A 25,092-nucleotide genomic window follows, 5' to 3' on the forward strand; every position below is an offset into this window, starting at 1 on the left:
CCAGCTCCGCCTGCGACGGAGCACGGCCGGCCCGAGTGGGCTGCCCGCCTGCCGTTGTGCCTGGTGTCCTGGGCCAAGGGCCAGGACACCAGGCATGGGTCACGGGGCTGTGGGTTCGTGAACGGGTGTGATGTCGGGGATGGTGCTGAGCGGCTGGTGGAGACCGATGGTCATCATGGTCGGCTTGAGCCCGTCGGCGTGGGCGGTGACCGTCACCGTACCCTCACTGCCGGTGGGGCGGATCACGGCCAGTGCCTGGCCTTCGTAGGTGGTGCAGGAGGAGCCGAGAAAGGATTCCTCGGTGGAGGGTCTGGCGGTGGCCAGGGCTTGCAGGGTAGCCGGGCCGTCGACGGTGAGGGTGATGGTGCGATCGCCGATCGGGTTGACAGTGCCGTGCTCGTCGGTCAGGGCGATGTCGAGGTAGGCGAGGTCCTGCGGGTCCGCGTTCACCTGCTCGCGGTCGGGGATTAGTCGCAGGTGGGAGGGGGCCGCCGCGGTGGTGAGCCGGCAGTGGCCGGTCTCGGTGCCGTCGCGGTAGGCGACGGCTGCCAGTACGCCGGGTTGGTAGGGCAGTTCGGCCGTGGCCAGGAACGCCTTGTCGCGGCCGACCGGGACGCGTGCGGCGGCCTCGCCGTCGAGCAGGAACTCGATCTCGTCGGCGTCGGCATAGGCCTCCACCACGACGGGGGTGCCGGGCGGGATGTCCCAGGTCCAGCTCGCGACCGAGTCGCTCCAGGCCCAGGCGTTGGCCTTGAAAGGGTGCTCGCGGTGCTCGGGGCGTTGCACGGCCAGGTAGGGAGTGCCGCGCAGGCCGAAGACGATCTCGCGGTAGTAGGAGACCGGGCGTCGTCGGCCGGTGATGTCGAGGTCGCCGGTGGAGGCGGTCAACCACGGGTATGGGGCGCCGAAGGAGGGTCCCTCGCCGGGGTAGACGGGGCGGCCGATGCCGCTTTCGCCCAGGTAGTCCCAGCCGGTCCAGGTGAAGTCGCCGATGATGTGCCCATGCTCGGTGACCAGCTTCCAGTACCGGTCGATCAGCGTCGGGAAGGTCTCTGAGCCGACCACCACCCGGTGAGGGAAGGCTTGCCGGTCGATGAGGTAGCGGGAGTCGCCGTAGTTGAGGCCGACGACGTCGAGCACCGCTGCGGACTCGGCGAGCCGTTCGCCGACTTCGGGCAGGGCCGTAAGCCCCGCCATGACGTCGAGCATGGACCCCTGCGCGTCGTTGAAGCCGCCGCCGGCGGAAGCACCGTCACCCGTCTGTGCCTGTGCGGCGAGTTCGGGCATCTTGTCCAGCACCGTCAGCATGCCATTAAGGGCGTTGGTGAGCAGGCGTGTGGGGTCCTGGGCCCGGACGCGCTCGGCGAGCAGGCGTCCCCAGCGGGCGCCGTGTGGGGTGCCCGCTTCGAGGATCTCGTTGCCGATGGAGTAGAAGATCACGCTGGGATGGTTGAAGTCCTTGGCGACCAGGGCGTCGACGTCCCGCTCCCACCACTGCGGGAACCGCCGCGAGTAGTCGTCGTGGGTCTTGGACTGGGCCCACATGTCGAACGTCTCGTCCATCACCAGCATGCCGAGCCGGTCGCACGCCTCCAGCATCGCGGTGCTGATCGGGTTGTGCGCGGAGCGGATGGCGTTGAATCCGGCGTCCTTGAGCAGTCGGACGCGCCGTTCCTCGGCCCGGCCGATGGCGGCGGCGCCGAGGGGGCCGTTGTCGTGGTGTACACACGCGCCGCGCAGTTTGACGGTGGTGCCGTTGATGCGCAGGCCCCGCAGGGGGTCCACCGACAGGCTGCGGATCCCGAAGGTGGTGCGGGCCTCGTCGGCCTGGCCGTCGGCGTCGATCAGGCGGACGGTGGCCGTGTAGAGGTTCGGCTCCTCGACGCTCCACAGCGCGGGGTCGCGGATGTAGGCCCGCTGCCGGACGACGGCCCGCTCGCCGGCCAGCACCGTGAGCGGGGCGCGGTCGGCGGCCACCAGCGTTCCGGCGCCGTCGTGCACCTCCAGCAGCACCTCGACGGTCCGCGTGGTGGTGTCCTCGTTGGCGACCTCGGTAGCGACCGCGGCGGTGGCCAGCTCGTCGTCGATCTGCGGGGTGGTCACCCGCGGTCCGGTCGGGGTGATGTGCAGCAGGCCGCCGATCAGCAGGTGTACGGGGCGGTGGATGCCGCCGCCGCTGTACCAGCGCGAGTCCTGGCGGGCCTGGGCCTCCACCCGGATGGCGTTGGTCTGGCCGTAGCGCAGGTATGGGTCGGCGGCGATGTGGAAGGTGGCGTAGCCGTTCGCCCACTGCCCGGCGTAGGCGCCGTTGATGAACACCATGGCGTCGCGGTAGACACCCTCGAACTCCAGGGTGACCCGCTTGCCGGCCCAGTCGGCGGGCACGTCGAAGTCCTTTTCGTACTGCCAGGCGCCGGGCCGGTGGTAGCCGGTGTGCGAGCCGTCCGAGCCCTCGGCGGACCTGCCGCCGGCGAGCATCGCGTCGTGCGGCAGCGTCACGCCGACCGCCTCCGCGCCGCCGCCGCCCAGTTGCTCGAAGATGGACGTACGCGGGGCGACACGCCATCCGTCGTTGAAAGTTTCGCGAATCATGGCTCTCCTAGGAACGGGGCCCGCGCCCCGGACGAGCGGCGGGCCGGCGATGTGTCCGTCAGCGGACACCTTTGATGAAGCGCACCGACAGGGCTCCCAGGACGGTGCAGACGATCAGCATCACGAACACCAGCCGGTAGTCGCCCGTGGCGCCCACGACGGCTCCGGCGAGGCTGGGGGCGATGATCTGCGGTCCGGCGTTGGCGATGTTCATGACCCCCAGGTCGCGGCCGGCGTTGTCCACGTTCGGCAGCACCCGCGTGATGAGGGCCTGATCGACCGCCATGTACATGCCGAACGCCGCCCCGGTGATGGCCGTGGCCACCCACGCCCCGGCGAGCGTGGGCACGAACAGGTAGATCAGGCCGGCTGGGACAAACATGAGGGTCGACAACCCCACGAACAGCCGCAGCCGGCCCGCCTTGTCGGAGATCCAGCCGCCGAGCACGGCGAAGGCCAGGCTCAGCAGGGTGCTCACACCCGACAGCGCGACGAGGGTCGTGCCGGCCCGGCCGATGTCACCGATGCCGATGTAGTCACGCAGGATGTACAGCTGGAAGCTGCTGAGCGAGAAGTTGCCCAAGATGAGCAGGAAGCGTCCGGCGAAGGCCCACCAGTAGTCCGGCGCGCTGCGCGGGCCAGGAATCTTGCCCGCGGCCTTGCGCTCGGACTGAGGCATGGCGCGTAGGTCGGGCGCCGGCCGGTCCTTGGTGGTCAGGGCGAAGATCTGGGTCAGCAGCAGGAAGAGCCCGGCGACCAGCAGGTAGCCCATGAAGATATCCTGCGACAGCCCGGCCAGGGCTACTCCGGCGTATCCGCCGATGATGCCGGCCGCTCCCAGCACGCCGGACATGCTGCCCCGCAGCCGCTCGGGCACCCGCTCGGGGAGCACGGCCGTCAGGCTGGCCTGGGTGGCATTCAGCGGCCACATCATCACCGCCCAGACGACGGCGATCGCGATCGTAGAGGTCAGCTGCGACATGGCGATCAGCCCCAGCGCGCTGACGATGCCGGCGCCGAAGATCCACACGTTGCGCCGGCCGAGGAAGCGGGTACGAGTGCGATCCGACAGCCGTCCAGCGATCGGCTGAGAGACCACGCTGGAAACGGCCGACACGCTCAGCGCCAGGCCCAGCGCGGCCGCCGAGGCGGCCGGTCCGGGCACGAGGGCCGCGATCTGCTTGCCGAGCAGCACCTGCATCACGCCGCCCCACACGGTACTCATCCCGACCATGGCCAGCGGATAGATCACCCACAGCCAGCCACCGACGGCGGTCGGCATATCCGGGGAGGCCGTATCGGGGCCGTCACCGGTGGGAGCTGGTGGTGTCGGATCTGGGGGAGGCAGCGTGCTGGCCATGGTCTTCACCCTCTCGAAGCATTCACACGTGTGAATCACACGTGTGAACGGGGAGCGTAGATGGTGACCGGCTGCGCCGTCTAGCATCTGACCAAGGGAAAAACCGCAAGGGACACGGGGAAGAAACGCCGATGACGGTCAGTAGCGAAGACGTCGCCCGGCGTGCGGGCGTGTCCCGTTCGACCGTCAGCTACATCCTCAACGGGCAGGGCGACCGGTTCAGGCCGGCCACGCGCGAGGCCGTCGAGCGAGCCGTGGCCGAGCTCGGCTACCGCCCGCAAGCCGCCGGGCGGACGCTCGTCCGGGGGCAGAGCGACCTGGTTCTCCTCGTGATGCCCATCGCGGCCAACGGCCGCTTCGGACAGGCCATCGACGTGCTCACCGACGCGCTGGCCGAGCACGGCCTGTCCCTGCTGATGCGCTCGGCCACGTCATCCCTGGAGTCCTTCACCGCGATGATCACCACCATCCGGCCTCGAGCGGTCATCGCGCTTTCGGACCTGACCGATGGCGAGCACGCCGTGCTGCGCGCGACCGGCGTGCGTACCCTCGACATCGCCCGGGCCACCTCCCAGCCCGGCGCCTGGAACTGGACCATGGGACGCGCGCAGGCCGAGCACCTCATGCACCGCGGCTACCGGCGCATCACCTACGCCCGTCTTTCCGAAGCCCGCAACGACGTCCTGATGCACGCGCGCGAACTCGGCGTACGCGAGGCGTGCCGGGCCGCCGGGCTGGCGGAGCCCGAGACGATCACCGTGGCGCTCCGCGCGGACGCCGACCTGGAGGCGATCGCCTCGCTGCCCGACAGTACAGGCGTCGCCTGCTACAACGACGACACCGCCGCCGCGGCCCTGGGAGCCGCACGGGTCCTCGGCAGACGGGTGCCGCAGGACCTGGGCTTCATAGGGATGGACGACACCCCGGTGGCCACCCAGACCACGCCCCGTCTGACCACCATCGGCGTCGACATGGACACCGACATGCGCCGCCTCGCCCAAACCGTCATCCAGCAGGACGATTCCCTCGACTTCTCCGGGGTGGGCGAGTACTGGCTCGTACAAGGCGAATCAACCTGAATGGACCCACCCTCTACTCCGGCCGGAAAAGCCGTGGCAGGCCGGCGCGACGGGCGACAGGATGCCTGACATGCGCTTGCACATCGACACCGACCTGGGCGGGGATCCTGATGACCTCTGTGCCCTGGCGATGGTTCTGGGCTGGCCCGGCGTGGAGGTCGTCGGCATCACCACGACCGCCGACCCTGATGGCCGGCGAGCCGGTTACGTCGCGCACTGTCTCCAACCGGTCGGGCGCCCGGACATCCCAGTCGTCGCCGGTGCTGGAAGATCGCTCACCACGGGCCGGCCCATGGGCGACCTACCCGATCACGAGCGGTACTGGGGCGTTCCCGTCGCGCCCCGTCCCGCGCCGCCGGAAGCCGCGATCGACCTGCTTGAGCGCAGCATCCAGCTGGGTGCCACCATCGCGGCCATCGGACCCTTCACCAACCTGGCTCTGCTGCACAAGGCCCGGCCCGGTCGTCTCGACGGGGTGCCAGTAGTGGCCATGGGCGGATGGGTGCACCCCCTCGCCCCTGGGCTGCCCGCGTGGGGCCCGGGGATGGACTGGAACACACAGTGCGACACCCAAGCCGCCCGGCTGCTGGCCGAGCACGCCCGGCTCACCCTGGTCACCCTCCCCGTCGCCTTCAAGGCGCACCTACGGGCCGCTCACCTGACCCGCCTGGCCGCCTCTGGGCCCCTGGGCGAACTACTCGCCCGTCAGTGCAGGGCCTACGCCATAGATGGCGGTATGACGGAGCTCGGCCGCGCCCATGCGGGACTACCCGATGACTTGATCAACATCCACTGGGACCCGGTCGCGTGCGCCGTGGCGCTCGGCTGGAGCGGGGCCGTCGTCCAGGAACAGCGCCTGCGGACCGTCCTCGAAGCGGAGCAGCTGTGCTTCACGGGCGATCCGAACGGGCGGCGGACGCAGGTGCTCGCCGACCTGGATGATCAGGCCTTCAACGAGACCTGGATCGAGGCTGTCGAAAGGGCGCAACAGCAGTAGACCGAACCCGCTCGATCAAGCACGGCACGGTGCGTGGGTGCACGTGCCGTTCACCGGGTGGGTCGCCGAACGCCCTGGCCACTCCGTGCCACATCTTGCGGGAGTCGGTATGCCCGCCGAAGCAGCCGCCGGCCCAGAGCCCGGGATCCGGTCAAGGTCATCGTCGGGAGCAGGTCGTCGAGCCAGCGCCGACCAGGCGGCCTGGCACTCAGCCCACTTCGTCGAACAACCCTTGGAGAGTCTGGGCGGTGGCCGCTCGGGCGAGCCAGGTCTCGAGTTGGGCAAGGTCCGTGCAGGTGACGATCCGGGTGCTCACGTCGTCGGGAACTTTGAAGCCACGGGCGTCCAGTACGAGCAGCACCGACCTACTAGCCTCTTCCGTCTTGCCCTCCGTCCTGCCCTCCACCTTACCTTCGGCCTTGCCTTCTGCTTTCCCGCGGCCGAAGTGCTCGCGGGCGAAGGGGCTGTAGACCGGCCATTCGGTGGACGCGGACTTCATGATCTCCTCCAGGAGGCTGCGGATGTCGGGCCCGGACATGCTGTAAGCGTATTCATAGTACTTCGGAGCGTGTTCGTCGGTCACGTCTGCCAGCGCGGTGGTGAACGCTTCGACGACCTTGCGGTCACGGCCGTGCACCATGACCGACATGGCCGCGAGCTCCGGGTGGGCGGCGGCCTCTTGGGGGTCGGTGATGACCGGGATGTCGTCCGGTCCGAGCACCCAGGGCCGCGGGCGGTAGCCGGTCAGCCCGGACTTGATCGGCTGTGCGTAGTGGTCGGCGGCATTGCGGTCGGGGCAGACGACCAGGATCGAGACGTCGCAACTCAGCATGAGCCACAGGGCGGCGGCGTAGCGCGCGAGTTGCTTCTCGTCCTTGGACTTGTCCCGCTGGACCTCCACGATGATGGCGTGGACGGGCTTCTGCGGCGGCCCCATGACGAAGACCAGATCGGACTCGAGATCATCGGAAGGGCGGGTGTTGAAGGTGCTGCTCTCCCGCCGGATCAGCGGAGTGACGGGCAGGTCCGCCCCCAGGTAGTCGCGCAGGATCTCCACCGCCAGTTGAGGGCGGTTGGCGAACAGATTGACGAGGGCGTCATGTGGGGGAGAGGGCATGGCGCTCATTGTTACATAGAGAACACGTAAAGTGACGATCATTCGCTCACTTGCGGCCTGGCGCCTGCCGGACGTCAAGGCGCCACAGCGTGTCGGCCATCCCCTAGTACTCCAGTGACACCGCCCAACGGATACCCGCGGTCTTCACCATGGCCATCAGCGGCCTCTCCATGGGTGCCGAGCAGCGATAGAAGGCCAGTTCACCGCTGGCTGGATTGCGGCGGATCAGCAGCTACCGGTATCCCTCGGCGGTGGTTTCGTCGATGCGCGCCCAGGCATTACCAGCGCTGGCCTTTGGCGCCTTGGCCGGCGCGGTAGCGGTGCCAGTGCCGATCGGCCACGCCGACGGCGATATCGGCGGTGCTGCTGTCGCTTCCATCCAGTTTCACCCGTCGGTTGCCAGTACGTAGCCGACTCCGCATTGCTCCAGCAGGCCGCTTAGGCGCGGGTCCTGGCCGTAGACCTCATCACCGCGCACCTGCTGGGCCGCCGGTCCAGTGGCCTGTGCCCCCACGTCTGACAGCCGCGACGGGATCGCGTCCGGGGGTAGCGGGGGCCGGCAGGCCCCGCTGAAAGGCGGAGCCCCGAGAAGACGGCGTGAGCGGGCACTTGTGAGAAAAATGCGGAAAGCCTTTAGGGTCGCAGGACCGATCAGAGCAAGTCGTCGAATTCGCCGTCCTTGATGCCACCGAAGAACGCCTTGAGCTCAAGATCGGTGAAAGCCAGGACGGGACCGCAGGGGTTTTCGCTATCGCGGATAAGCACCAGAGGCCCGCGGTCGGCCTTGTGGGGGGCGTCGGAGGGTGCGGCGTCAGAAACTGCGACTTCCACGCACCCATTGCCCCCGTCACTGCGCCGGCTCTTCCGCCAGATGAGGGTGGCAGGGTCGATCGGGTTGCTGTGCATGTTTCGCGGGTCCTCTTTCCAGCTGTAGACGGTCGGCCGCCTGAGAGATCAACTCTGCCGACTCATCAGGGCTCACAGCGATCGCGCGCAGTTGATCAAAGGCAAGGCTAAATCGATGAACCTCACTGTCGTCCTCAATCCACAGGCTACTCGTGAGCGTCTCAATGTAAACCACGTCGGGGTCGTAGACCTCAGGGAAGGCCAGGATGGAGAAAGGAGTGGTCGCGCCGGGGTGTGCGCCCACAGCACTCGTGAGGATCTGAATCGTCACGTTGGGCAGCTCGCTCTGTTGGATCAAGAACTCACACTGCCGCCTCATGATGTCGCGGTCGCCGACCACTCGATAGAGAGCCGCCTGATCGAGGATCATCCAGATATTCAGTGGAGGGTCCTGTTTGAGGATCTTCTGTCGCGTCATCCGAACCTCAACACGACGTTCGATCTCGGCGGCCGGGGCAAACGGTATCAAAGCCGCCCGAATAACCGCGTGGGCGTAGTCTTCGGTCTGCAACAAGCCGTGGACCAGGGTTTGCGAGATGCACCGGATAGACCTGGCCTCAGACTCCAGGCCGATGTAGTTGGCGTATTCCGTCGGGATCGATTCGTAGGTGTCCCACCAACCGCGCTGCGCAGCGGTCCGCGCAAGCTTCGTGAGCACGTCTCGCCTGTCGTCCGACACGCCATACAGCTCGAGAAGAGCCGCGAGGTCGCGGGCCCTGACGCCGACCTGACAGGTCTCGATCCGGCTGATCTTACTGACCGACCATCCGAGTTCGCCGCCTGCCTGCTCCCCGGTGAATCCAGCACGCTCACGCAGGATGCGAAGCTCCGCCGCGAGCCTGCGGCGGCGGAGAGTGGGACCTCGTTCCCCAGTCATGTGCGGCACTCCTTCCGCTGTGACTCACAGTGTTCCGCATGTGACAGGCGCACGTATAACGAGTCACCCAGAAAGAATGGACCAGCAAATTTGCAGTTCCGCTTGCCCTCACTGGATACGGTGCGCCACCATGCGATTACGTTGATGTGAGCTCGGCGCGGATCACGAGGTCGCAGGCCAAGCCCATGACCGGACGGTGAGGTGAGCCTGTGAACGGAACAGCCAATGGCGAGTGGCCCTTGTCTGGAGGAATCCCTTTTGACGCTTTTGCAGCAGACCAGGCGGATCCTTCAAAGGGTGCTGCGGTGAGAAGACACCTGGGTCATTTCCTGCTACCTGGCGCAGATGTTTCGGTCTCGGTAGCGCGAAAGTGCGCGGCGGCAGTACTGGCGGCTGCGGGGTGTCGGAACATCGGTGACGCACTGCTGGTGACGAGCGAGCCGGTGACAAACGCCGTCGTCCATACCCGCTCAAACGAGGGCTGGGTAATGGTGGGAATGCACGACACCGGCAACGGTCTGATCGGCATCGAGGTTCTCGACGACGGCGCCGCGACCGTGCCCTTTCCCCGCTTGCCGGACGACGGCGAGGTCTGTGGGCGGGGGCTCTGGCTGGTGGATGAGCTGTCGGCGAAGTGGGGCGTTCGCCGCACGAACGGCATGCGATCAGCAGTGTGGGCGCTTGTGGACACATCCGAGAAAGCGGCAGCGGCAGACCGGGATTGATCAGTATCGGCGGCCGCATGCGTCTCAGACCGAAAAGTGGTCTGAGTGTCTGCGAGCACGCCGATCGCAAGTCGGAAGCCGGTTCTGCAGACGCCTATGCGGTGTTTGTGATTGCCAGTCCAGGCCGCCGTGACCAGCTATCACTTAATGCTGGATCGTGGCGGTCGCCAACGGTGAAACGCCTGCTGGCTGCCTACGACGGGATCGCGTCCGGGGGTAGCGGGGGCCGGCAGGCCCCCGCCGAAAGGCGGAGCCCCCGAAAAGGCAGCCTGAGCGAAGAGCGAAGACCATGCTTTTTCGGGGGTCGAAGGGGGCGGAGCCCCCTGGGAGACACGTCCGGAGGTCCGCGCTTTGGGGGCTACTTGTTGGTGGGGCTCGGGCTGATCATTTCCGTTGGGGGCTGGCTGGCCTGGCCCTTGGGCTCCGGAGGGAGGGGGGCCTGGTCTGCCGTCGTGGTGATGGCGTCGGGGCCGCCGCAGATGGCGCCGGCTTCAGGGGTGTCCGGGCCGTTCTGGTACTTCTTGATGAACGCCGCGAGCTTCGGGTCGTCGGCCTTGTCGAGCTTCAGTTGGTGGCCCCAGGACGATGCCACGACCGGAGCGGGCAGGTTCGGGTACGGGCTGACCAGCATGTAGTCCTGCTGACCCGTCGAGGTGGCCGTCTTCTTCAGCGCGTCGACCTGCGCCTTGGGCAGGTCGGGGCGGTAGGTGATCCACAGGGCGCCGTGCTCCAGCGAGTGGACGGCGTGCTCGTTGTGGATCGGCTTGTCGTAGACCGCGCACTGCTGCCAGTAGTTGTTGTGCTGGCCGCCGACCGGCGGGTTCTCCTTGTACGTGACCGCGTTCCAGACGTGCTGGCCCGCTTCGTACTTGTAGTTGGCCACGTCCCCCAATGACGTCTCTTTGGCCTGTTTGACCAAGTAGAAACCGACCACTCCGACGAGCAGCACGATGACGAGTCCGCCTGCCCCCCACATCAACAGCGCGGCGCGGCGCTCCTTGCTCTTCTGTTGCGCTCGCATCTTCTGCAGATGCTCGCGCCGCGCCTGCGCCTTCTCCTTCGTCATCGTTCCTCCATCGGCATGCCAACTCCGGGTCACCCTATGCCCTTGGGCAGTATGCGGAGAATAAGAGCGTCTTAAGTACCCGGACACGCCTCGGCGATGAGATGGGTACGCTGGACGAGCCATGGAAAAGCCCGCCAAGAACTCACTGCTCATCGCCTGCGCCGTGCTCATACTCGCCGGAGCGGTGATCTTCCTCGTATGGGGTCGGAGCGGCACCCCCGGCGACGCCTCGGCGGAGGCCGGATTCGCTCGCGACATGGCCACGCATCACGCGCAGGCCGTCGACATGTCGTTCACGATCAGGGACAAGACGCAGTCCAAGGACATCAGAAACCTGGCCTACGACATCATCACCACCCAGTCCAACCAGCGGGGCATGTTCCAGGGGTGGTTGCAGCAATGGGAGCTCGACCAGGCCACCGACCGCCGGCCGATGGCCTGGATGGCCGGGCACGGGCACAGCGGGTCGGGCACGTCGGCCGCCCCCGCGGCCGTTCCCGTGGGCGGGTTGATGCCGGGCATGGCCTCGCCGGACCAGCTGACCCAGCTCAAGGAGTTGCAGGGCACGGCGGCCGAGGTGCTCTTCCTGCAGCTGATGATCCGCCATCATGAGGGCGGGGTGCAGATGGCCGAGGGTCTGCTGAAGCTGTCCACCCGGGACGAGGTGGTCAGCATGGCGCAGAAGATCGTCAATGGGCAGACCGGCGAGATCAAGCTCATGACCGAGATGCTCAAGCAGCGCGGCGCGCAGCCGTACCCGACCATCCTGAAGTGAGCACCAGGCGCCGTGGATTGAGGCGGGCCCGAAGTGAGCGCCAGGCGTCTCAGGGCATTGAGCAGGATTGAGGCGGGCCTCGAGTGGGCTCGCGGCGCCAGGGACTGAAGCGGGGATGAAGTGAGCGCGCGGCGTCACGGATTGAGGCGGCCCTGAGGTGAGTGCCGACGCCGTTGTGGTGGGGTCCGGGCCGAACGGGCTTGTCGCCGCCGTTCTGCTGGCTCAGGCCGGGCGTGAGGTGCTGCTGCTGGAGGCGGCCGATCAGTTCGGCGGGGGGCTGCGGTCGGCGGAGGTGACGTTGCCCGGGCGGGTGCACGATCTGGGTGCGACCGTGATGGCGATGGCGTTGGCCTCACCCGTCTTCAGAGAGCTCGGCCTTGATGGGGTCGAGTTCGTGCATCCCGCTGTGGTCGCCGCTCATCCGCTCGACGATCGCCCTGCCGTGCTCGTGCACCGTGATGCCCGCCGTACCGCGGCGGGTTTGGGGCGGGATGCGGCGGTGTGGGAGCGGACGGTGGGGGCGGCGGCGCGGGGCGGGTTGCCGCTGGTCGATCTGCTGCTCAAGCCGCTCGGGCCCTGGGAGCCACGGCCGCGGGTGTTCGCGCAGGCGGCCAGGTTCGGGGTGGCGGCGGGGCTCCCGGTCACGACGCTCGGGCGGCGGGCGTTCCGGACCGTCGAGGGGCGGGCGGTGCTCGCGGGCATGGCCGCCCACTCCATGCTCGACCTGCGCTCGCCCATGACGAGCGGGTACGGCCTGCTCCTGGCGGCCCTGGCGCACCTGGTGGGGTGGCCGGTGGTGAAGGGCGGGTCGCAGGTCCTGGCCGACGCCCTGGTGGCCAGGCTCAGGGCGCTGGGCGGGGAGGCGGTCACCGGGCATCGGGTACGTCACCTGCGGGAGCTGAACGCCGAGACGGTGGTGCTCGACGTGACCCCCCGGCAGTTCCTGACGATGGCCGAGCTGCCGGTCGGGTATCGCAGGCGGCTGGAGCGCTATCGGTACGGGCCTGGGGTGTTCAAGCTGGACTGGGCGCTCGACGGGCCCGTGCCGTGGCGGGATCCGGCGGTGGCGGCGGCCGGTACGGTACACCTCGGGGGCACGCTGGAGGAGATCGCGCTCAGTGAGGCCGAGATGGCCCACGGGCGGCACTCACCGCGGCCGTACGTGCTGCTCGTGCAGCCGTACGCGGCCGATGACAGCCGAGGCGGGCACACGTTGTGGGCCTACTGTCATGTGCCGAACGGGTCCAGGGTCGACATGACGGACGCCATCGAAAGGCAGATCGAACGGTTCGCGCCGGGGTTCCGCGACAGGGTGCTGGCCAGGCACGCGATGGGGCCCGCCGAGCTGGAGGCGGCCAACCCCAACCTGGTGGGCGGCGACATCGGGGGCGGGCTGGCGAGCCTGGGGCAGTTCGTCAGGCGGCCGGTGTGGTCGGCGGCGCCCTGGCGGACGCCGCTGCCGGGGGTGTTCCTCTGCTCGGCGGCCACCCCGCCCGGGGCGGCCGTGCATGGCATAGGCGGCTGGCAGGCCGCCCGCCTCGCACTCACCCGCTGACTCGCACTCACCCGCTGGCTCTCATTCACCCGCTGAGAGGCGCGCTCAACCCCCGAGAGACCCGAGCGACCCGAGCGCTCCGAGGACACTGTGAGCGCGCGAGCCCAAAGAGCCCGAAGAGCCCGAAGAGCCCGAAGAGTCAGCCCATCTCCTCCCGGATCGCGGCCGCGAACGCGTCCACGTCCGCTTCGGTGGTGTCGAAGGCGCACATCCACCGCACCTCCCCCGTCGCCTCGTTCCAGGTGTAGAACCGGAACCGCTTCTGCAGCCGCTCCGTCACCTCACGCGGCAGCACCGCGAACACCGCGTTCGCCTCCACCGGGCGCGGCACCTCGACGCCGGGGATGTCGCGGACCGCCGCCGCGAGCCGCTGTCCCATGGCGTTGGCCTGGCGGGCGTTGCGCAGCCACAGGTCGCCGGAGAGCAGCGCCTCGAACTGGGCGGACACGAAACGCATCTTCGACGACAGCTGCATGAACGTCTTGCGGATGTAGTCGATGCCACTGGCCGCCTCCGGATTGAGCACCACGACCGCCTCGCCGTACAGCAGGCCGATCTTGGTGCCGCCGAAGGAGAGGACGTCGACGCCCGCATCGGTGGTCAGCGCCCGCAGCGGGACGTCGAGGGCGGCGGCCGCGTTCGTGAGGCGGGAGCCGTCGAGGTGGACGAGGAGGCCGCGCTCGTGCGCGTGGGCGCAGACGGCCGCGATCTCCTCGGGGGTGTAGAGGGTGCCGAGTTCGGTGGTGTTGGAGATGGACACGACGCGGGGCTGGGCGCGGTGGACGTCGCCGAAGCCCCAGGCCTGGCGGTCGATCAGCTCCGGGGTGAGCTTGCCGTCGGGCGTGGGTACGGTCAGCAGCTTGATGCCGCCCACGACCTCCGGCGCGCCGCCCTCGTCGGTGTGGATGTGGGCGGTCTCGGCGCAGATGACCGCCTCCCACTGGGCGGTCATGGCGCGCAGGGAGACGACGTTCGCGGCGGTGCCGTTGAACACCGGCCAGACCTGGGCACGTTCGCCGAAGTGCCGCTGGAAGACGCTCAGCAGGGCCTCGGTGTAGACGTCGTCGCCGTAGGCGATCTGGTGGCCGCCGTTGGCGTCGGCGATGGCGGCCAGGATCTCCGGGTGCACCCCCGCGTAGTTGTCGCTGGCGAAGCTCTTGAGCTGCGGGTCGTGCCGGGGAATCACTGAGTGAGGTCCAATCTGGTGCCGTTGAGCTGCGCGGCGGGCCGGTCGTAGAGGTCGCCGATCGCCTCTGCCAGCGTATTGACGTCGGTGAAGCCGGTGAAACGGGCGTCCGGCTTGGCTGCGCGCATGGCGTCGTTCACCAGGGCCTTGATGACCAGGATCACCGCCGCGCTGTGGGTGTCCTTCAGGGCGTCGGCCAGGGCCAGGGTCCACGCCTCCGCGGCCGCCTTGGCGGCGGCGTAGGGAGCGCCGCCCGCCGTGGGGTGCTGGGCCGCCTTGGCAGAGACGATCACGAACCGGCCATTCTGGCTTTTGCGCAGCAGCGGCTCGAAGGCCAGCGAGACGTGCTGGAGCGTGCGGATCAGCAGGTCGTGCAGGGTGTCCCAGTCGTCGAGGCTGGTCTCGGCGAACGACTTCGCGCCGCGCCAGCCGCCGACCAGGTGCACCACCCCGTCGACGTGGCCGTGCTCGGCGGAGATCCGGTCCGCGAGCGCCTGCACGGCCGCGCGGTCGAGAAGGTCGACGTCGTCCCTGCCGACCCCGATCACAGTGTGCCCATTTTTCCGGAAAAATCCGGAGACGGCCTGACCTGTGGGGCCGCCGGCACCCGTAACCAGAATGATCATGCCCGGATCCCCTTAGTCGATTCGACCACTTCGGCCAGCTTACGGCGCAGTGCCTCATAGAACATGCTCAGCGGGAACTCGTCCGCCAGCACCGCGTCCACCTTGGCCTTCTGCTCCTCCGGCAGCGCCTGGATCCCCTTGGCCCACGTCGATCCGGGGCTCGGCTCGACGTACCCGCTCACCAGCTCGTACGCGGCCAGCCAGTGCGCCAGCTTGGACCGGTCGATGCTGTCCCGGTACAGCTTCTCGACCTCGCCCCGCAGATCGGCGACGCCGCCCGCCACGCGCTCCCAGTCGACCGTGAGCCGGTTGTCGGTCCACCGCACCACGTCGTTGCGGTGCAGGTAGGCGAAGAGCAGCTGCCCGCCGAGCCCGTCGTAGTTGCGCACCCGGTCACCGGTGATCGGGAAGCGGAACAGCCGGTCGAACAGGATGGCGTGCTGGACGTACCGCGCCTGCGGCACACCCTTCTCCTCCAGCCGTACGGCCTCGCCGAACGCCGTCAGGTCGCAGCGCAGCTCTTCGAGCGAGTAGAGCCAGTACGGCATGCGCTGCTTGATCATGAACGGGTCGAACGGCAGGTCACCGTGGCTGTGTGTACGGTCGTGGATCAGGTCCCACATGACGAAGGTGTCCTGGGCCAGCCGCTGCGACTCCAGCAGCCTGGCCGCGTCCGGCGGCAGGTCGAGCTTGAGCGTCGCCGTGGCGGCCGTGGCGACCCGCCGGAACCTGGCGGCCTCACGGTCGGCGAAGATGCCGCCCCAGGTGAACCGCTCGGGCGCCTGACGTACGGCCACCGTCTCCGGGAAGAGCACGGCCGAGTGGGTGTCGTAGCCGGAGGTGAAGTCCTCGAAGGCGATCGGCACGAACATCGGGTTGTCGTAGCCGGAGGACTCCAGCTCGGCCAGCCAGTCCGGCCAGATCGTCCGGAGCCAGACGGCCTCCAGGGTGCGGTTCGGGTTGCCGTTCTGGGTGTACATGGGGAACACGACGAGGTGCTCCAGGCCGTCCACCCGCTGGGTGTCGGGGTGGAACAGCTCCAGGGAGTCGAGGAAGTCCGGTACGCCCAGATCCTCGGCGCTCCACTTGGCCAGGTCGGCGCGGACGGCGGCCAGGTAGGCGGCGTCCTGCGGGAAATATGGCGATATTTCGGCTAGCTGGCTGTCGATCGCAGCCACCAGCTCCTTCGCCTGGGGCTTGTCGGCGGGCACCGAGCCGTCCTTGACCTGGAGCGGGCGGAGCTCTTCGACCGTCGCCTTGAGGGCGGCGAACAGGGCCGCCTTCCGCTCGTCCCGGGAGCCGGTGGCGCCGTCGTCCGGCACGCGGGCCGCCCAGGTGACCACGTTCCCCCACAGGGCGCGGTGGTCGTAGTCCTCGATCGAGTCGTCGCCGAACAGGTCCGAGTCGGCGAACACCACGACCCGGCCGCGCCCGTGCCGCACGGCCACCGCCAGCGGCGCCCCTGCCGGATCGGCGCTCGCCGAACTGGCGAACAGCACGGTCGCGTCCACCGACGAACCCGCACCGGCCGACGCCGCGCCCACCGACGAACCCGCGAGGGTCAGCGCGCCGGAGCGGTAGAAGCAGGCGGCCTTGACCCCGGCCAGCACCCCGTCACTCGAGGCCCGCTCGCCGAGCACCCAGGTCGCCACCCCACGGTGAGCGTGCCCGGGATCCCGCACCGTGGCGTGCGTCACACCCACCCCGAACCGGCCCAGCAACTCCGCCAGGTTGTTGCCGTACTTGTCCTGCTCCTCCTCCGCGAGCACCACCAGCCCACCGCCACCGGCGACGAACGCCTCCACCGCGTCCAGCTCGGCGGCGGAGAACACCGGGCTCCCCTGCCCCGTGGTGCGCTCCCACCGCTCCCCCGACGGATGCGCGATGACCAGCACGTCCTGCTCCTGGAGCGTTCCCGCGTCCAGCGGTCCCGTCAGATGGGCCGCCACCGTGTGCCCCAGGCGCCGCAGCAGCTCGGCCGCGCGGGCGTAGCTGTTGTCGTCGGGGTGGGCCGGGTTGATGGCCTCGGCGACCTCACGCCGGATGGTCCACGACTCGCTGTGGGCCTCGTCGAACAGCACCCTGGGGAACGCCTGCATGAAATATCTCCCGCCATAAGCATCTTCTACGGGAAAATATACATATAGGGATGCCCAAAACCGCCAAACCTGTCCGCATGGTGAGATGTCAGGAGAGGTGGACGCTCTGCCTGACGCGGCCCTCGGTGGCGTCGTCGCAGCGGTTCTTGGCGCAGAAGTACAGCACCAGCAGCGGTTTGGGCCGGCGGTCGATGACGTAGCTGACGAAGCCGAGCCGGTTGCCGCTGTTACGGTCGCGCAGGGAGCCGTCGTACCGGGTGGCATCGCTGTCGCCCGCGCGGTCGGGTACGGGCTGGTCCACCACGATCTCGCCGGGCAGCAGCCCTTCGAGCATGGCCTTCATCTGGGCGGCGGTCGCGCTCGCGCTGAGCGCGTCGGAGACCTGCACGTACACGCCCACGGCGTTGTCGGTGTCGCCGGTGATGACCTGGTTCACCGCGGTCCAGTCCGCGGCCGCGCCGGAGACGAACATCCCCTCGAACTCGGCGGCATGCGGCGAGGCCACCGCGAACAGGTCGCCGTGCGTCTTGACGGTCCAGTCGGCCGGGTACTCGAAGGTGAGCGGCGCGGCGGTGGTGCTCTGGTAGCGGGCCCAGGAGTCGCCCTTCTGGGTCATAACGAGCAGCACGACCAGCGACAGCGCCGCGATGGCCGCGATCACCGTGGCCACCACGAGTGGCAGCCTGCTGGGGCCGGAGGCCGCCTTCTGGCGCTGGCGTACGGCCGACGACGGGGTGGGCGGCGGCCCGGCGGGCTGGCCGCTGATCGCGTCGCGCAGCGCGGTGACGAACGCGGTGCACGACGGATAGCGCTGCTCGGGCGACTTGGCCAGCGCCCGCATCATCACACCGTCGACCTCGACCGGCAGCTCCGGCCTGACCTGTGACAGCGGCGTGGGCTGCTCGGCCAGGTGCGCCCAGAGCAGCGCGATGTCGTTGTCGCGCGGGAACGGCAGCCGCCCCGACAGCGCCTCGTAGGCGACGCAGGCCAGCGCGTACTGGTCGCATCGCCCGTCGATGTGCTCCTTGTTGATCTGCTCGGGCGCCATGTAGCGGGGCGTGCCGATGAACTGGTCGGTCTGGGTCAGCCCGGAGATCGACGTGCGGTGCTTGGTGATGCCGAAGTCGGTCAGGTAGACGTGGTCCCCGGCCAGCAGGATGTTGGCCGGTTTCACGTCGCGGTGGATCAGGTCGTGCGCGTGCGCGGCGTCGAGCGCGGCGGCCACCTGGGAGATGATCTGGTTCGCCTGCGCGATCGGCAGCGCCCCCCGGTCGTAGATGAGGCGGCGCAGGTCGAGCCCGTCGACGTAGCGCATGGCGATGTAGAGCACGCCGTCGGCGTCGGCGTTCGCCTCGTAGATCGGGATGATGTTGGGGTGCTCGATGCTGGCGACCGTCCGGGACTCCAGGATGAAGCGCTGCCTGAACCGGTCGTCGACGCTGAGCACCGGGTTCAGGATCTTCAACGCCACCCGCCGGCTCAGCCTCGGATCGAGCGCCAGGTAGACGACGGCCATGCCGCCCTTGCCCACGATGTCCTCGATGTAATAGCCGGCCACCTCCTGGCCCACGAGCGATCTGTCGTTCACGGGCATCACGTCTCGATGGGGTGGCCGCAGTAGCCGCAGAAGCGGTGCGCGGCCCCCAGCCGCATTCCGCACGCGGTGCAGTATTTGACCGACGGCTGGTCCTGCTCGGTGAGCACCTGCTTCTGCTGTGGGATCACCTGGAAGGGCTGCGACCGGCGGACCACGACGGTCTGGTTCGCACCCTCGTCGAGCGACACCGGCGGTGAGGTCGGCGCGGACGACACCGACGAGGCCGCGGCCGCCGCCGCGGCCGCCGCGACGAGCGGTGGTGGCTGCTCGGGTTGGTCGTCAGGAGTACGGCGGCGCCGCCACAGCAGGAACGCCCCGGCGCCCGCGGCCACGAACAGCACCCCGGCGGCGACGATGAACGGCCAGAGCGGCATGCTCCTGGGCGCCGGTGCCACGGCCTGCCTGCTGCCCGCGTCCTCCGGGCCGCCCCGCTTCTGCAGGGAGGTCTGCAGCAGCGTGGCCGCCACCACGTTGCCCGGATAGAGCTCCAGCACGCGCTGGAAGCCCGGCGCGGCCTCGGTGTAGTACTTGGTGTGGTAGCGGGTCAGTGCCGCCTCGAAGGCGGCGTCGATGGCGCCACGGCGCGGCGCGACCCCGGCCTTGGCCAGCGCGGCGAGGATCTCCCTGACGCCGATCATCCTGGCTTCCTTGCCGCCGCCGATCAGCATGCCGATGACGTGGCCGTCCTTGTCGCCGATGACCGGCGCGCCGAGCAGGCCGCGATCGGCCAGGGCGCCGAGCTTCACGGACTCGTCGACCTTCTTCTCCGGGTCGGCGAACTGCCTGCCGGTCTCGGTGCCGCCGCCACCCTTGCCCAGGTGGGCGATCTCGACGGTCTCCTTGACGTTCGGCCCTGGCCTGCCGGTGAACCCGGCCAGGTTGGTGGGCGAGCCCTGCTGTTCGGGCACCTTGTCAGCGAGTGGAGCCGTGGGCAGGCCGACGCTGCCGACGATCCTGCCGGAGGGCATCAGCACGGCCGGGCTGTCGGGGACGGCGCCCAGCTTGACGATGTCGGCCTTGAGACCCTTGGGGTCGGCCGGGGAGACGTTCGGAAATATCGTGATGTCGGTGGTGATGTTGACGATGCACGTGGCCAGCTTCGTGTAGGGCGGGTAGCACTCCTTCAGGTGGTGGTTCAGAACGTCGTCCTTGACTGTGTGCCGCGCGAAGTCGAGCGGAATCTTCACCTTGTGGTGCTCGGCGAAGATCTTGTTGGCCGCCCACACCGCCACGTCCTTGTCGGTCTTGACCACGCGGGTGAGCGTGACGACCGCGCCATCGGGATTGACCACAATGCCGGTGCCCACACCTATGGGGAGATCGTAGGACCGTTCCACATGTAACAGCTCACCCACGTGATCGAGCAGAGTGATCTCGACGTGCGAGGAGGCTTCCACGCGAACCACGGCCGGGGTGACGAGGTCGGTGATCCCGCTGGGGTGCTCGTGCGCCGCCGCGGGCAGGGCGAGCAGGACGAGTGTCGCCGCGACACCACCGGCAAGAGCTGTGAGACGTGCCATCTCCGCTCCAATTTCGCAGTTATCGAAATAAGGGTCTCAATCACCTGCCGGAAGTCAATAGACGTGTTCATAGACAAGCGCTTGCTTGGACGTCTACGGTACCGGAATGGGCTACGCGATCGGCATCGACGTAGGCGGTACCTTCACCGACGTGGTCCTGCGCGGTCATGCGGGCGAGGTAACGGTAGCCAAGTGTTTGAGCACCCCCTACGACCCCATCGCCGGAATTACGGACGGTGTTACACGCGTGCTCACCGGCGTGAACCCCGCACTGGTCACCCGGGTCGTGCACGCCACCACGCTGGCCACCAACGCCGTGCTCGAACGCAAGGGCGTGCGAGTCGCCTACGTCACCACCCAGGGCTTCCGCTCGGTCGTCCCCCTTGGGCGATACGCCCGGGTCGAGGAGGACCGCTACGACCTGCGTTTCACCCCGCCGCCCCCGCCGGTGGCCGCGGGCGACTGCTTCGAGGTGGTGGAGCGGGTGTCGGCGCGCGGGGCCGTACTGACGCCCCTCGATCTGGAGTCCGTACGGCTGGTGGCGGCGGAGATCGCGCGGCGGGGCATCATGTCGGCGGCGGTATGCCTGATGCACTCCTACGCCAACCCCGACCATGAGCGGCAGGTGGCCGCGATCCTCCGCGAATCGGTCGAGAACGTGGTCGTCTCGTCCGAGGTGTGGCCGGAGATCCGCGAGTACGAGCGGGCCACGACGACCATCATGTCCGCCTACATCGGGCCGATCATGGCCTCGTACCTCTCCAGGCTGCGTGACCAGCTGGCCTCGCTGGGCGTGGTGGCGCCCGTCCACGTGATGGAGTCGAGCGGCGGCGTGATCTCGGCCGAGCTGGCCGCCAGGCGGGCGGTCGCCATGATCGAGTCCGGCCCGGCGGCCGGGGTGCTCGCGGCGGCGGGCAGCGGGTTCGCGAACGTCATCTCCTTCGACATGGGCGGAACGACGGCCAAGACCTGTGTGGTGCGTGACGGACGGCCGGAGATCACGCACGAGTTCCACGTCGGCGGCAAGGGCAGCTTCGGCGGACGACGGGCCGGGACCGGAGTACCGATCAAGACCCCGGCCATCGACCTGGCGGAGGTGGGCGCGGGCGGCGGCAGCATCGCCTGGCTTGACGCCGCCGGAGCGCTGCGCGTCGGCCCGCACTCGGCGGGCTCCGAGCCGGGACCCGCCTGCTATGGCCTGGGCGGCTCCGAGCCGACGGTCACGGACGCGAACCTGGTGCTCGGCTACCTGACGTCGGCGTCGATCCCGCTGTCCGCGCCGCTCGCCGACAAGGCGCTGGAGCGGCTGGCCGGGCCGCTCGGGGTGTCCAGGGCGGCGGCGGCACATGCCGTGCACGAGATCGTCAGCGCCTCGATGGCCGCGGCCGTGCACGTGGTGACCGTGCAGCGGGGGATCGATCCGCGGGGGTACGCGCTGGTGGCCTTCGGCGGGGCGGGGCCGATGCACGCGGCGCGGGTGGCGGAGCGGTTCGGGATCGAGACCGTGGTGGTGCCCGCCCACTGCGGCGTCGCGTCGGCCGCCGGGCTGCTGGTGGGCGACCTGTCGACAGACCGGGTGCTGTCGCGGCTGGACGCCGGGGATCCCTTGGAGGTGTTCGACTCGCTGGCCGCGTCGGCGGCGGAGGATCTCGGGGTGTCGCCGTCCGATCCGGGGGTGCGGCTCTCACGGTCGGTGGACGTACGGTTCCGAGGGCAGTCGCATGATCTGACCGTGCCGTGGAGCTCGTCGCGTACGGAGCTGGAGACGCGGTTCTTCGACCGGTACGAGCGGGTCTACGGGATCTCGCAGCGGGGCGAGGTGGAGATCGTCAGCTACCGGGTCCGCGTCACCCTGCCCGCCGCCCCCGTCCCGGCGGTTACCGACCTCCCCGGGGCTGCCTCGGGGTCTATCGGAGCGCGGTCCGCTTATTTCGCGGAGCTGGGCGGGTATGTCGAGGTGCCGGTGCACACCCGCGACACGCTGGCGGTGCTGCCCGGTCCGGGGATCATCGAGGACGCCGAGTCCACGATCGTGGTGCCGCCCGGGTGGACCGCCACGCTGGGCCCGGCACGGGCCGTACATCTGAGCAGGGAGCCGCATGAGTGACGTGGCTTTTGAAAAGGAGCCGCATGAGTGACGTGTTGACCGCCGAGGTGCTGCGGAACGCGCTGGTGGTGGCCGCTGAGGAGGCCAGCATCGTCGTCGTGCGGTCGGCGTACTCGACGTTCATCGTCGAGGGGTCCGACGCGTCCGCCGCCGTCCTGGACGCGCGCGGGCGGCTGATCGCGCACTCCATGGCCACCACGCTCATGAACAGCATGGCGCTCAAGGTCGCCCTGCCGGAGCTCGTCCGGGACGTGCCGCTGGAGACGATGCGGCCCGGTGACGTGTACGTGCTCAACGACGCCTACCGGGGCGGCGTGCACACCAACGACCTGCTCGTCTACCGGCCCGTCTTCGTCGGGGACCGGCCCGCGTACTTCGCCGCGACCATGATCCACGTGTCGGACCTGGGCGGGCTGTCCGCCGGTGGCATGGCGCCGCTGGCCACCGACATCTTCCTCGAAGGGCTGCAGCTGCCTCCCGTACGGCTGGCCACCTCCACCGGCCTGGAACCGGCCGTGGAGGCCATCCTGCGGGCCAACAGCCGTACGCCGGACAAGGTCATGGGCGACGTGCGGGCGCTCGTGGCGGGCACCGCCGTGGCGGCCGCCCGGGTCGGGGCGCTGGTGGCGGAGTACGGGGCGGCGGGGCTGGCGAGCGGGATCGACGATTACCTCGACTACACGGAGGCCAGGACGCGGACCGCGCTGGCCGACCTCCCGGAGGGCCGCTTCGAGGCGTCGTACCCGATCGACGACGACGGAATAAGTCCCGAAAAATCGCATGATGTTCGGGTAGCCATCACCCTGGAACGCCGCTCCTCTGGTGACGGGCGCGGCGAGCCTCAGGCGCCCGAGACTCGGACGGACGGCGAGCCTCAGGGGCCGGAGATGCGGGCAGGAGTGGATGTCGAACCGCCGGAGATGCGGGCTGTGGTGGACTTCGCCGGGACCGGGGCGCAGGTGCCGGCGGCGATCAACGCGTCCGCGTCGCAATCGCTGGCCGCCGCCGTGTTCGCGGTGCGCTGCTTCCTCGATCCGACGATCCCCATGAACGACGGCTGCCTGCGCGCGATCGAGGTGCGGCTGCCGGAGGGCTCGCTGCTCAACGCCCGCTCCCCCTACCCGTGCGGCGGACGGTACGTGCCGATCTACGCGGCCATGGAGGCCATCTTCCAGGCACTGTCGGACGCCGTACCGGAGCGGGCCATCGCGCCCAGCGGCATCCTCCAGCCGTTCTCGATCGCGGCGGTCGGGGCGCCGTACTGGATCCACCTGTCGTACGACTTCGGCGGCGTCGGCGCGCGGCAGGGGCTCGACGGGCCGGACGCGACAGGCGTGCACTTCGGCATCGGCCGGAACTCGGTGCCGCAGGCCGAGCCGGTGGAGAGCCGCTGCCCGCTGATCGTGGAGTCGATCGAGACCATCCCCGACTCCGGCGGCCCCGGACGGCATCGTGGCGGGCTGGGCTCGCGGACCGTGTACCGGTTCCTGGCGGACTGTCATGTCACGACGCGCGGTGACCGACTGCGCCTGGCCCCGCCGGGCCGCGACGGCGGGCTGCCGGGACGGGTCGGCGGCTTCTTCAAGCGCCACCTGGACGGGACGGTCGAGCGACTGGCGTCGAAGGTGAACAACGTACGGTTCGCCGCGGGTGAGGCGTTCGTGGTGGAGACGACGGGCGGGGGCGGAATGGGCTCCCCGTACGAGCGGGACCGCGAAGCGGTGCTCGCCGACCTCGACGCGGGCCGCGTCACGGAACGCGGCGCCCAGGAGGACTACGGCCTCACCCGCTGATCCGGCGACTGCGGACATTCGCTCTTCCCCACCCCCAGATCCCACCAAAGGTGGCATCCCTCCACGAGGACACCTCAATCCGCTCCCCCGGAGAGGCATTCCCTCGTGCGCCCCAACCACCACGGACCGCCCTACTCTCCCGGAGAGGGCATCCCCGTGGGGCCCCAACCACCACGGACCGCCCCCGTCCCCGCCCCCGAGGGGGGCCATCCTCCGTTGGGACCCAAACCACCACGGACCGCTCCCCTCACCCAGAGAGGGCATCCCCCGTAGGGACCCCAACCACCACAGACCGCCCCCATCCCCTCCCCCGAAGGGGGTATCTCTCCACAAGGACCTCAGCCACCACGGGCCGTCACAGGAGATCGAGACGGCCGTGGGGACGAACCACCCCGGGGGACCTCGTCCTAGATCCGGGGTCGCCAGGAGGCAGCGCCCTGGTGGACGGCGGAGTGGACGGCGCGAGCCAGGCGGGCGCCCCAGGTCGAGCGCGGGCCGCCGAAGAGCTCCTGCGGCCCATCAGCGCGTACGGCCAGGCACAGGGCGTCCGAGGCGGTGCCGGTGCACGGGAAGCCCGCTTCGATCAGCGCCTGCGACTTGGCCTCCGTCATCGTCATCACGGCGTTGACCAGGGCGGCGTCGGTCATCGCGACCGGCACCACGGCCATCAGGTTGATCGTCCCCACGGGCGGCGCGGGGGTGCTGAGCATCGGGGCCAGTTCGGGGTCGGTGGCGCCCTCGGGGGCGGCCGCCCAGGTGGGGACGCGTAACCCGACCGTCGCCACGACCTCCGCGCCGCCGTCCACCGCCCGCGCGTAGCGCTCCACCGAGGCCGCGGTCATCATCCCCACCCCGCTGCCGTCAGGCCCGAGATCGGTCAGGTGCTCGACCGGGTCCATCCGCGAGTAGCCCGCCACGACCTGCGCGTTCAGCACCCACGTACGCTCCCCGATCCCCCCGCCCAGGAGCGCCGACGAGATCATCCGCCACCCCGGCCCGAACTCCCACAGCAGCGACCCGAGCCGCACCCCGTCCTCGACCCGATACGTCAGCTCCACGAGACCCCCTTCAGGACGACATCCTCGACCCGGTAGGCCACCAGACCCCCTTCAGGA

At 69.3% G+C, this 25,092-nt stretch carries 19 protein-coding genes; 7 read left to right on the forward strand and 12 right to left on the reverse strand.

Annotation, left to right across the window (positions count from 1 at the left end):
- Window positions 1–99 precede the first annotated feature (99 nt).
- Together ACQP2T_RS41165 and ACQP2T_RS41170 are read right to left on the reverse strand one after the other, a co-directional pair.
- Complete coding sequence (locus tag ACQP2T_RS41165; RefSeq protein WP_433510257.1) at window positions 100–2,592, reverse strand: glycoside hydrolase family 2 TIM barrel-domain containing protein; 2,493 nt, start codon at window positions 2,590–2,592, stop codon at window positions 100–102.
- Window positions 2,593–2,650: 58 nt separating this feature from the next.
- Window positions 2,651–3,952, reverse strand: a complete 1,302-nt coding sequence (locus tag ACQP2T_RS41170; protein WP_433510258.1) for an MFS transporter — start codon at window positions 3,950–3,952, stop codon at window positions 2,651–2,653.
- A 131-nt stretch (window positions 3,953–4,083) separates the two neighbouring features.
- On the opposite strand from ACQP2T_RS41170, the gene ACQP2T_RS41175 reads away from it, so the two are divergent.
- Complete coding sequence (locus ACQP2T_RS41175; RefSeq protein WP_433510259.1) at window positions 4,084–5,031, forward strand: LacI family DNA-binding transcriptional regulator; 948 nt, start codon at window positions 4,084–4,086, stop codon at window positions 5,029–5,031.
- A 70-nt stretch (window positions 5,032–5,101) separates the two neighbouring features.
- A complete protein-coding gene (locus tag ACQP2T_RS41180) occupies window positions 5,102–6,028 on the forward strand; it encodes a nucleoside hydrolase (RefSeq protein WP_433510260.1) in 927 nt (308 codons plus the stop codon).
- Between the two features lie 208 nt (window positions 6,029–6,236).
- On the opposite strand, the gene ACQP2T_RS41185 is transcribed toward ACQP2T_RS41180, so the two are convergent.
- The 3 genes from ACQP2T_RS41185 to ACQP2T_RS41195 form a co-directional block, all read right to left on the reverse strand.
- On the reverse strand, window positions 6,237–7,145 hold the full coding sequence (locus ACQP2T_RS41185; protein WP_433510261.1) for a hypothetical protein: 909 nt from the start codon (window positions 7,143–7,145) through the stop codon (window positions 6,237–6,239).
- A 651-nt stretch (window positions 7,146–7,796) separates the two neighbouring features.
- Entirely contained in the window at window positions 7,797–7,976 is a 180-nt protein-coding gene (locus ACQP2T_RS41190; protein ID WP_433510262.1) for a DUF397 domain-containing protein, read from the reverse strand.
- A 16-nt stretch (window positions 7,977–7,992) separates the two neighbouring features.
- Complete coding sequence (locus ACQP2T_RS41195) at window positions 7,993–8,928, reverse strand: helix-turn-helix domain-containing protein (protein ID WP_433510263.1); 936 nt, start codon at window positions 8,926–8,928, stop codon at window positions 7,993–7,995.
- Between the two features lie 209 nt (window positions 8,929–9,137).
- Between ACQP2T_RS41195 and ACQP2T_RS41200 the strand changes: the two genes are divergently transcribed.
- Complete coding sequence (locus ACQP2T_RS41200; RefSeq protein WP_433510264.1) at window positions 9,138–9,653, forward strand: ATP-binding protein; 516 nt, start codon at window positions 9,138–9,140, stop codon at window positions 9,651–9,653.
- Between the two features lie 358 nt (window positions 9,654–10,011).
- Here the strand turns inward: ACQP2T_RS41200 and ACQP2T_RS41205 are convergent, their stop codons facing one another.
- The gene (locus tag ACQP2T_RS41205; protein ID WP_433510265.1) at window positions 10,012–10,719 is read right to left on the reverse strand and encodes a DUF3105 domain-containing protein; all 708 of its coding nucleotides are present in this window, start codon (window positions 10,717–10,719) and stop codon (window positions 10,012–10,014) included.
- Window positions 10,720–10,840: 121 nt separating this feature from the next.
- On the opposite strand from ACQP2T_RS41205, the gene ACQP2T_RS41210 reads away from it, so the two are divergent.
- Both ACQP2T_RS41210 and ACQP2T_RS41215 read left to right on the forward strand, forming a co-directional pair.
- Complete coding sequence (locus ACQP2T_RS41210; protein WP_433510266.1) at window positions 10,841–11,494, forward strand: DUF305 domain-containing protein; 654 nt, start codon at window positions 10,841–10,843, stop codon at window positions 11,492–11,494.
- A gap of 157 nt (window positions 11,495–11,651) precedes the next feature.
- Window positions 11,652–13,049 carry a phytoene desaturase family protein gene (locus ACQP2T_RS41215; protein ID WP_433510267.1) on the forward strand — a complete coding sequence of 466 codons (1,398 nt, stop codon included), beginning with the start codon at window positions 11,652–11,654 and terminating at the stop codon, window positions 13,047–13,049.
- Between the two features lie 139 nt (window positions 13,050–13,188).
- On the opposite strand, the gene ACQP2T_RS41220 is transcribed toward ACQP2T_RS41215, so the two are convergent.
- The 5 genes from ACQP2T_RS41220 to ACQP2T_RS41240 form a co-directional block, all read right to left on the reverse strand.
- Window positions 13,189–14,235 carry a threonine aldolase family protein gene (locus tag ACQP2T_RS41220; protein ID WP_433510268.1) on the reverse strand — a complete coding sequence of 349 codons (1,047 nt, stop codon included), beginning with the start codon at window positions 14,233–14,235 and terminating at the stop codon, window positions 13,189–13,191.
- Window positions 14,232–14,861 carry an SDR family NAD(P)-dependent oxidoreductase gene (locus ACQP2T_RS41225; protein WP_433510269.1) on the reverse strand — a complete coding sequence of 210 codons (630 nt, stop codon included), beginning with the start codon at window positions 14,859–14,861 and terminating at the stop codon, window positions 14,232–14,234. Before ACQP2T_RS41225 ends, ACQP2T_RS41220 begins: the two co-directional genes overlap by 4 nt.
- Window positions 14,858–16,960 carry a DUF6421 family protein gene (locus ACQP2T_RS41230; protein ID WP_433510270.1) on the reverse strand — a complete coding sequence of 701 codons (2,103 nt, stop codon included), beginning with the start codon at window positions 16,958–16,960 and terminating at the stop codon, window positions 14,858–14,860. Before ACQP2T_RS41230 ends, ACQP2T_RS41225 begins: the two co-directional genes overlap by 4 nt.
- A gap of 88 nt (window positions 16,961–17,048) precedes the next feature.
- The gene (locus tag ACQP2T_RS41235; RefSeq protein ID WP_433510271.1) at window positions 17,049–18,554 is read right to left on the reverse strand and encodes a serine/threonine protein kinase; all 1,506 of its coding nucleotides are present in this window, start codon (window positions 18,552–18,554) and stop codon (window positions 17,049–17,051) included.
- Window positions 18,554–20,077 (reverse strand): hypothetical protein, encoded by a 1,524-nt coding sequence (locus tag ACQP2T_RS41240; protein WP_433510272.1) that lies wholly within the window; start codon window positions 20,075–20,077, stop codon window positions 18,554–18,556. Before ACQP2T_RS41240 ends, ACQP2T_RS41235 begins: the two co-directional genes overlap by 1 nt.
- A 106-nt stretch (window positions 20,078–20,183) precedes the next feature.
- Between ACQP2T_RS41240 and ACQP2T_RS41245 the strand changes: the two genes are divergently transcribed.
- Together ACQP2T_RS41245 and ACQP2T_RS41250 are read left to right on the forward strand one after the other, a co-directional pair.
- Window positions 20,184–22,184 (forward strand): hydantoinase/oxoprolinase family protein, encoded by a 2,001-nt coding sequence (locus ACQP2T_RS41245; RefSeq protein WP_433510273.1) that lies wholly within the window; start codon window positions 20,184–20,186, stop codon window positions 22,182–22,184.
- A 23-nt stretch (window positions 22,185–22,207) separates the two neighbouring features.
- Window positions 22,208–23,977: a hydantoinase B/oxoprolinase family protein gene (locus ACQP2T_RS41250; RefSeq protein ID WP_433510274.1), complete on the forward strand. Its 1,770-nt coding sequence runs from the start codon at window positions 22,208–22,210 to the stop codon at window positions 23,975–23,977.
- A 407-nt stretch (window positions 23,978–24,384) separates the two neighbouring features.
- On the opposite strand, the gene ACQP2T_RS41255 is transcribed toward ACQP2T_RS41250, so the two are convergent.
- On the reverse strand, window positions 24,385–25,035 hold the full coding sequence (locus ACQP2T_RS41255; RefSeq protein WP_433510275.1) for an adenosylcobinamide amidohydrolase: 651 nt from the start codon (window positions 25,033–25,035) through the stop codon (window positions 24,385–24,387).
- Window positions 25,036–25,092 lie beyond the last annotated feature (57 nt).

Origin of the sequence: Nonomuraea sp. CA-143628, assembly GCF_050942315.1 — a bacterium.
Classification (GTDB): domain Bacteria; phylum Actinomycetota; class Actinomycetes; order Streptosporangiales; family Streptosporangiaceae; genus Nonomuraea.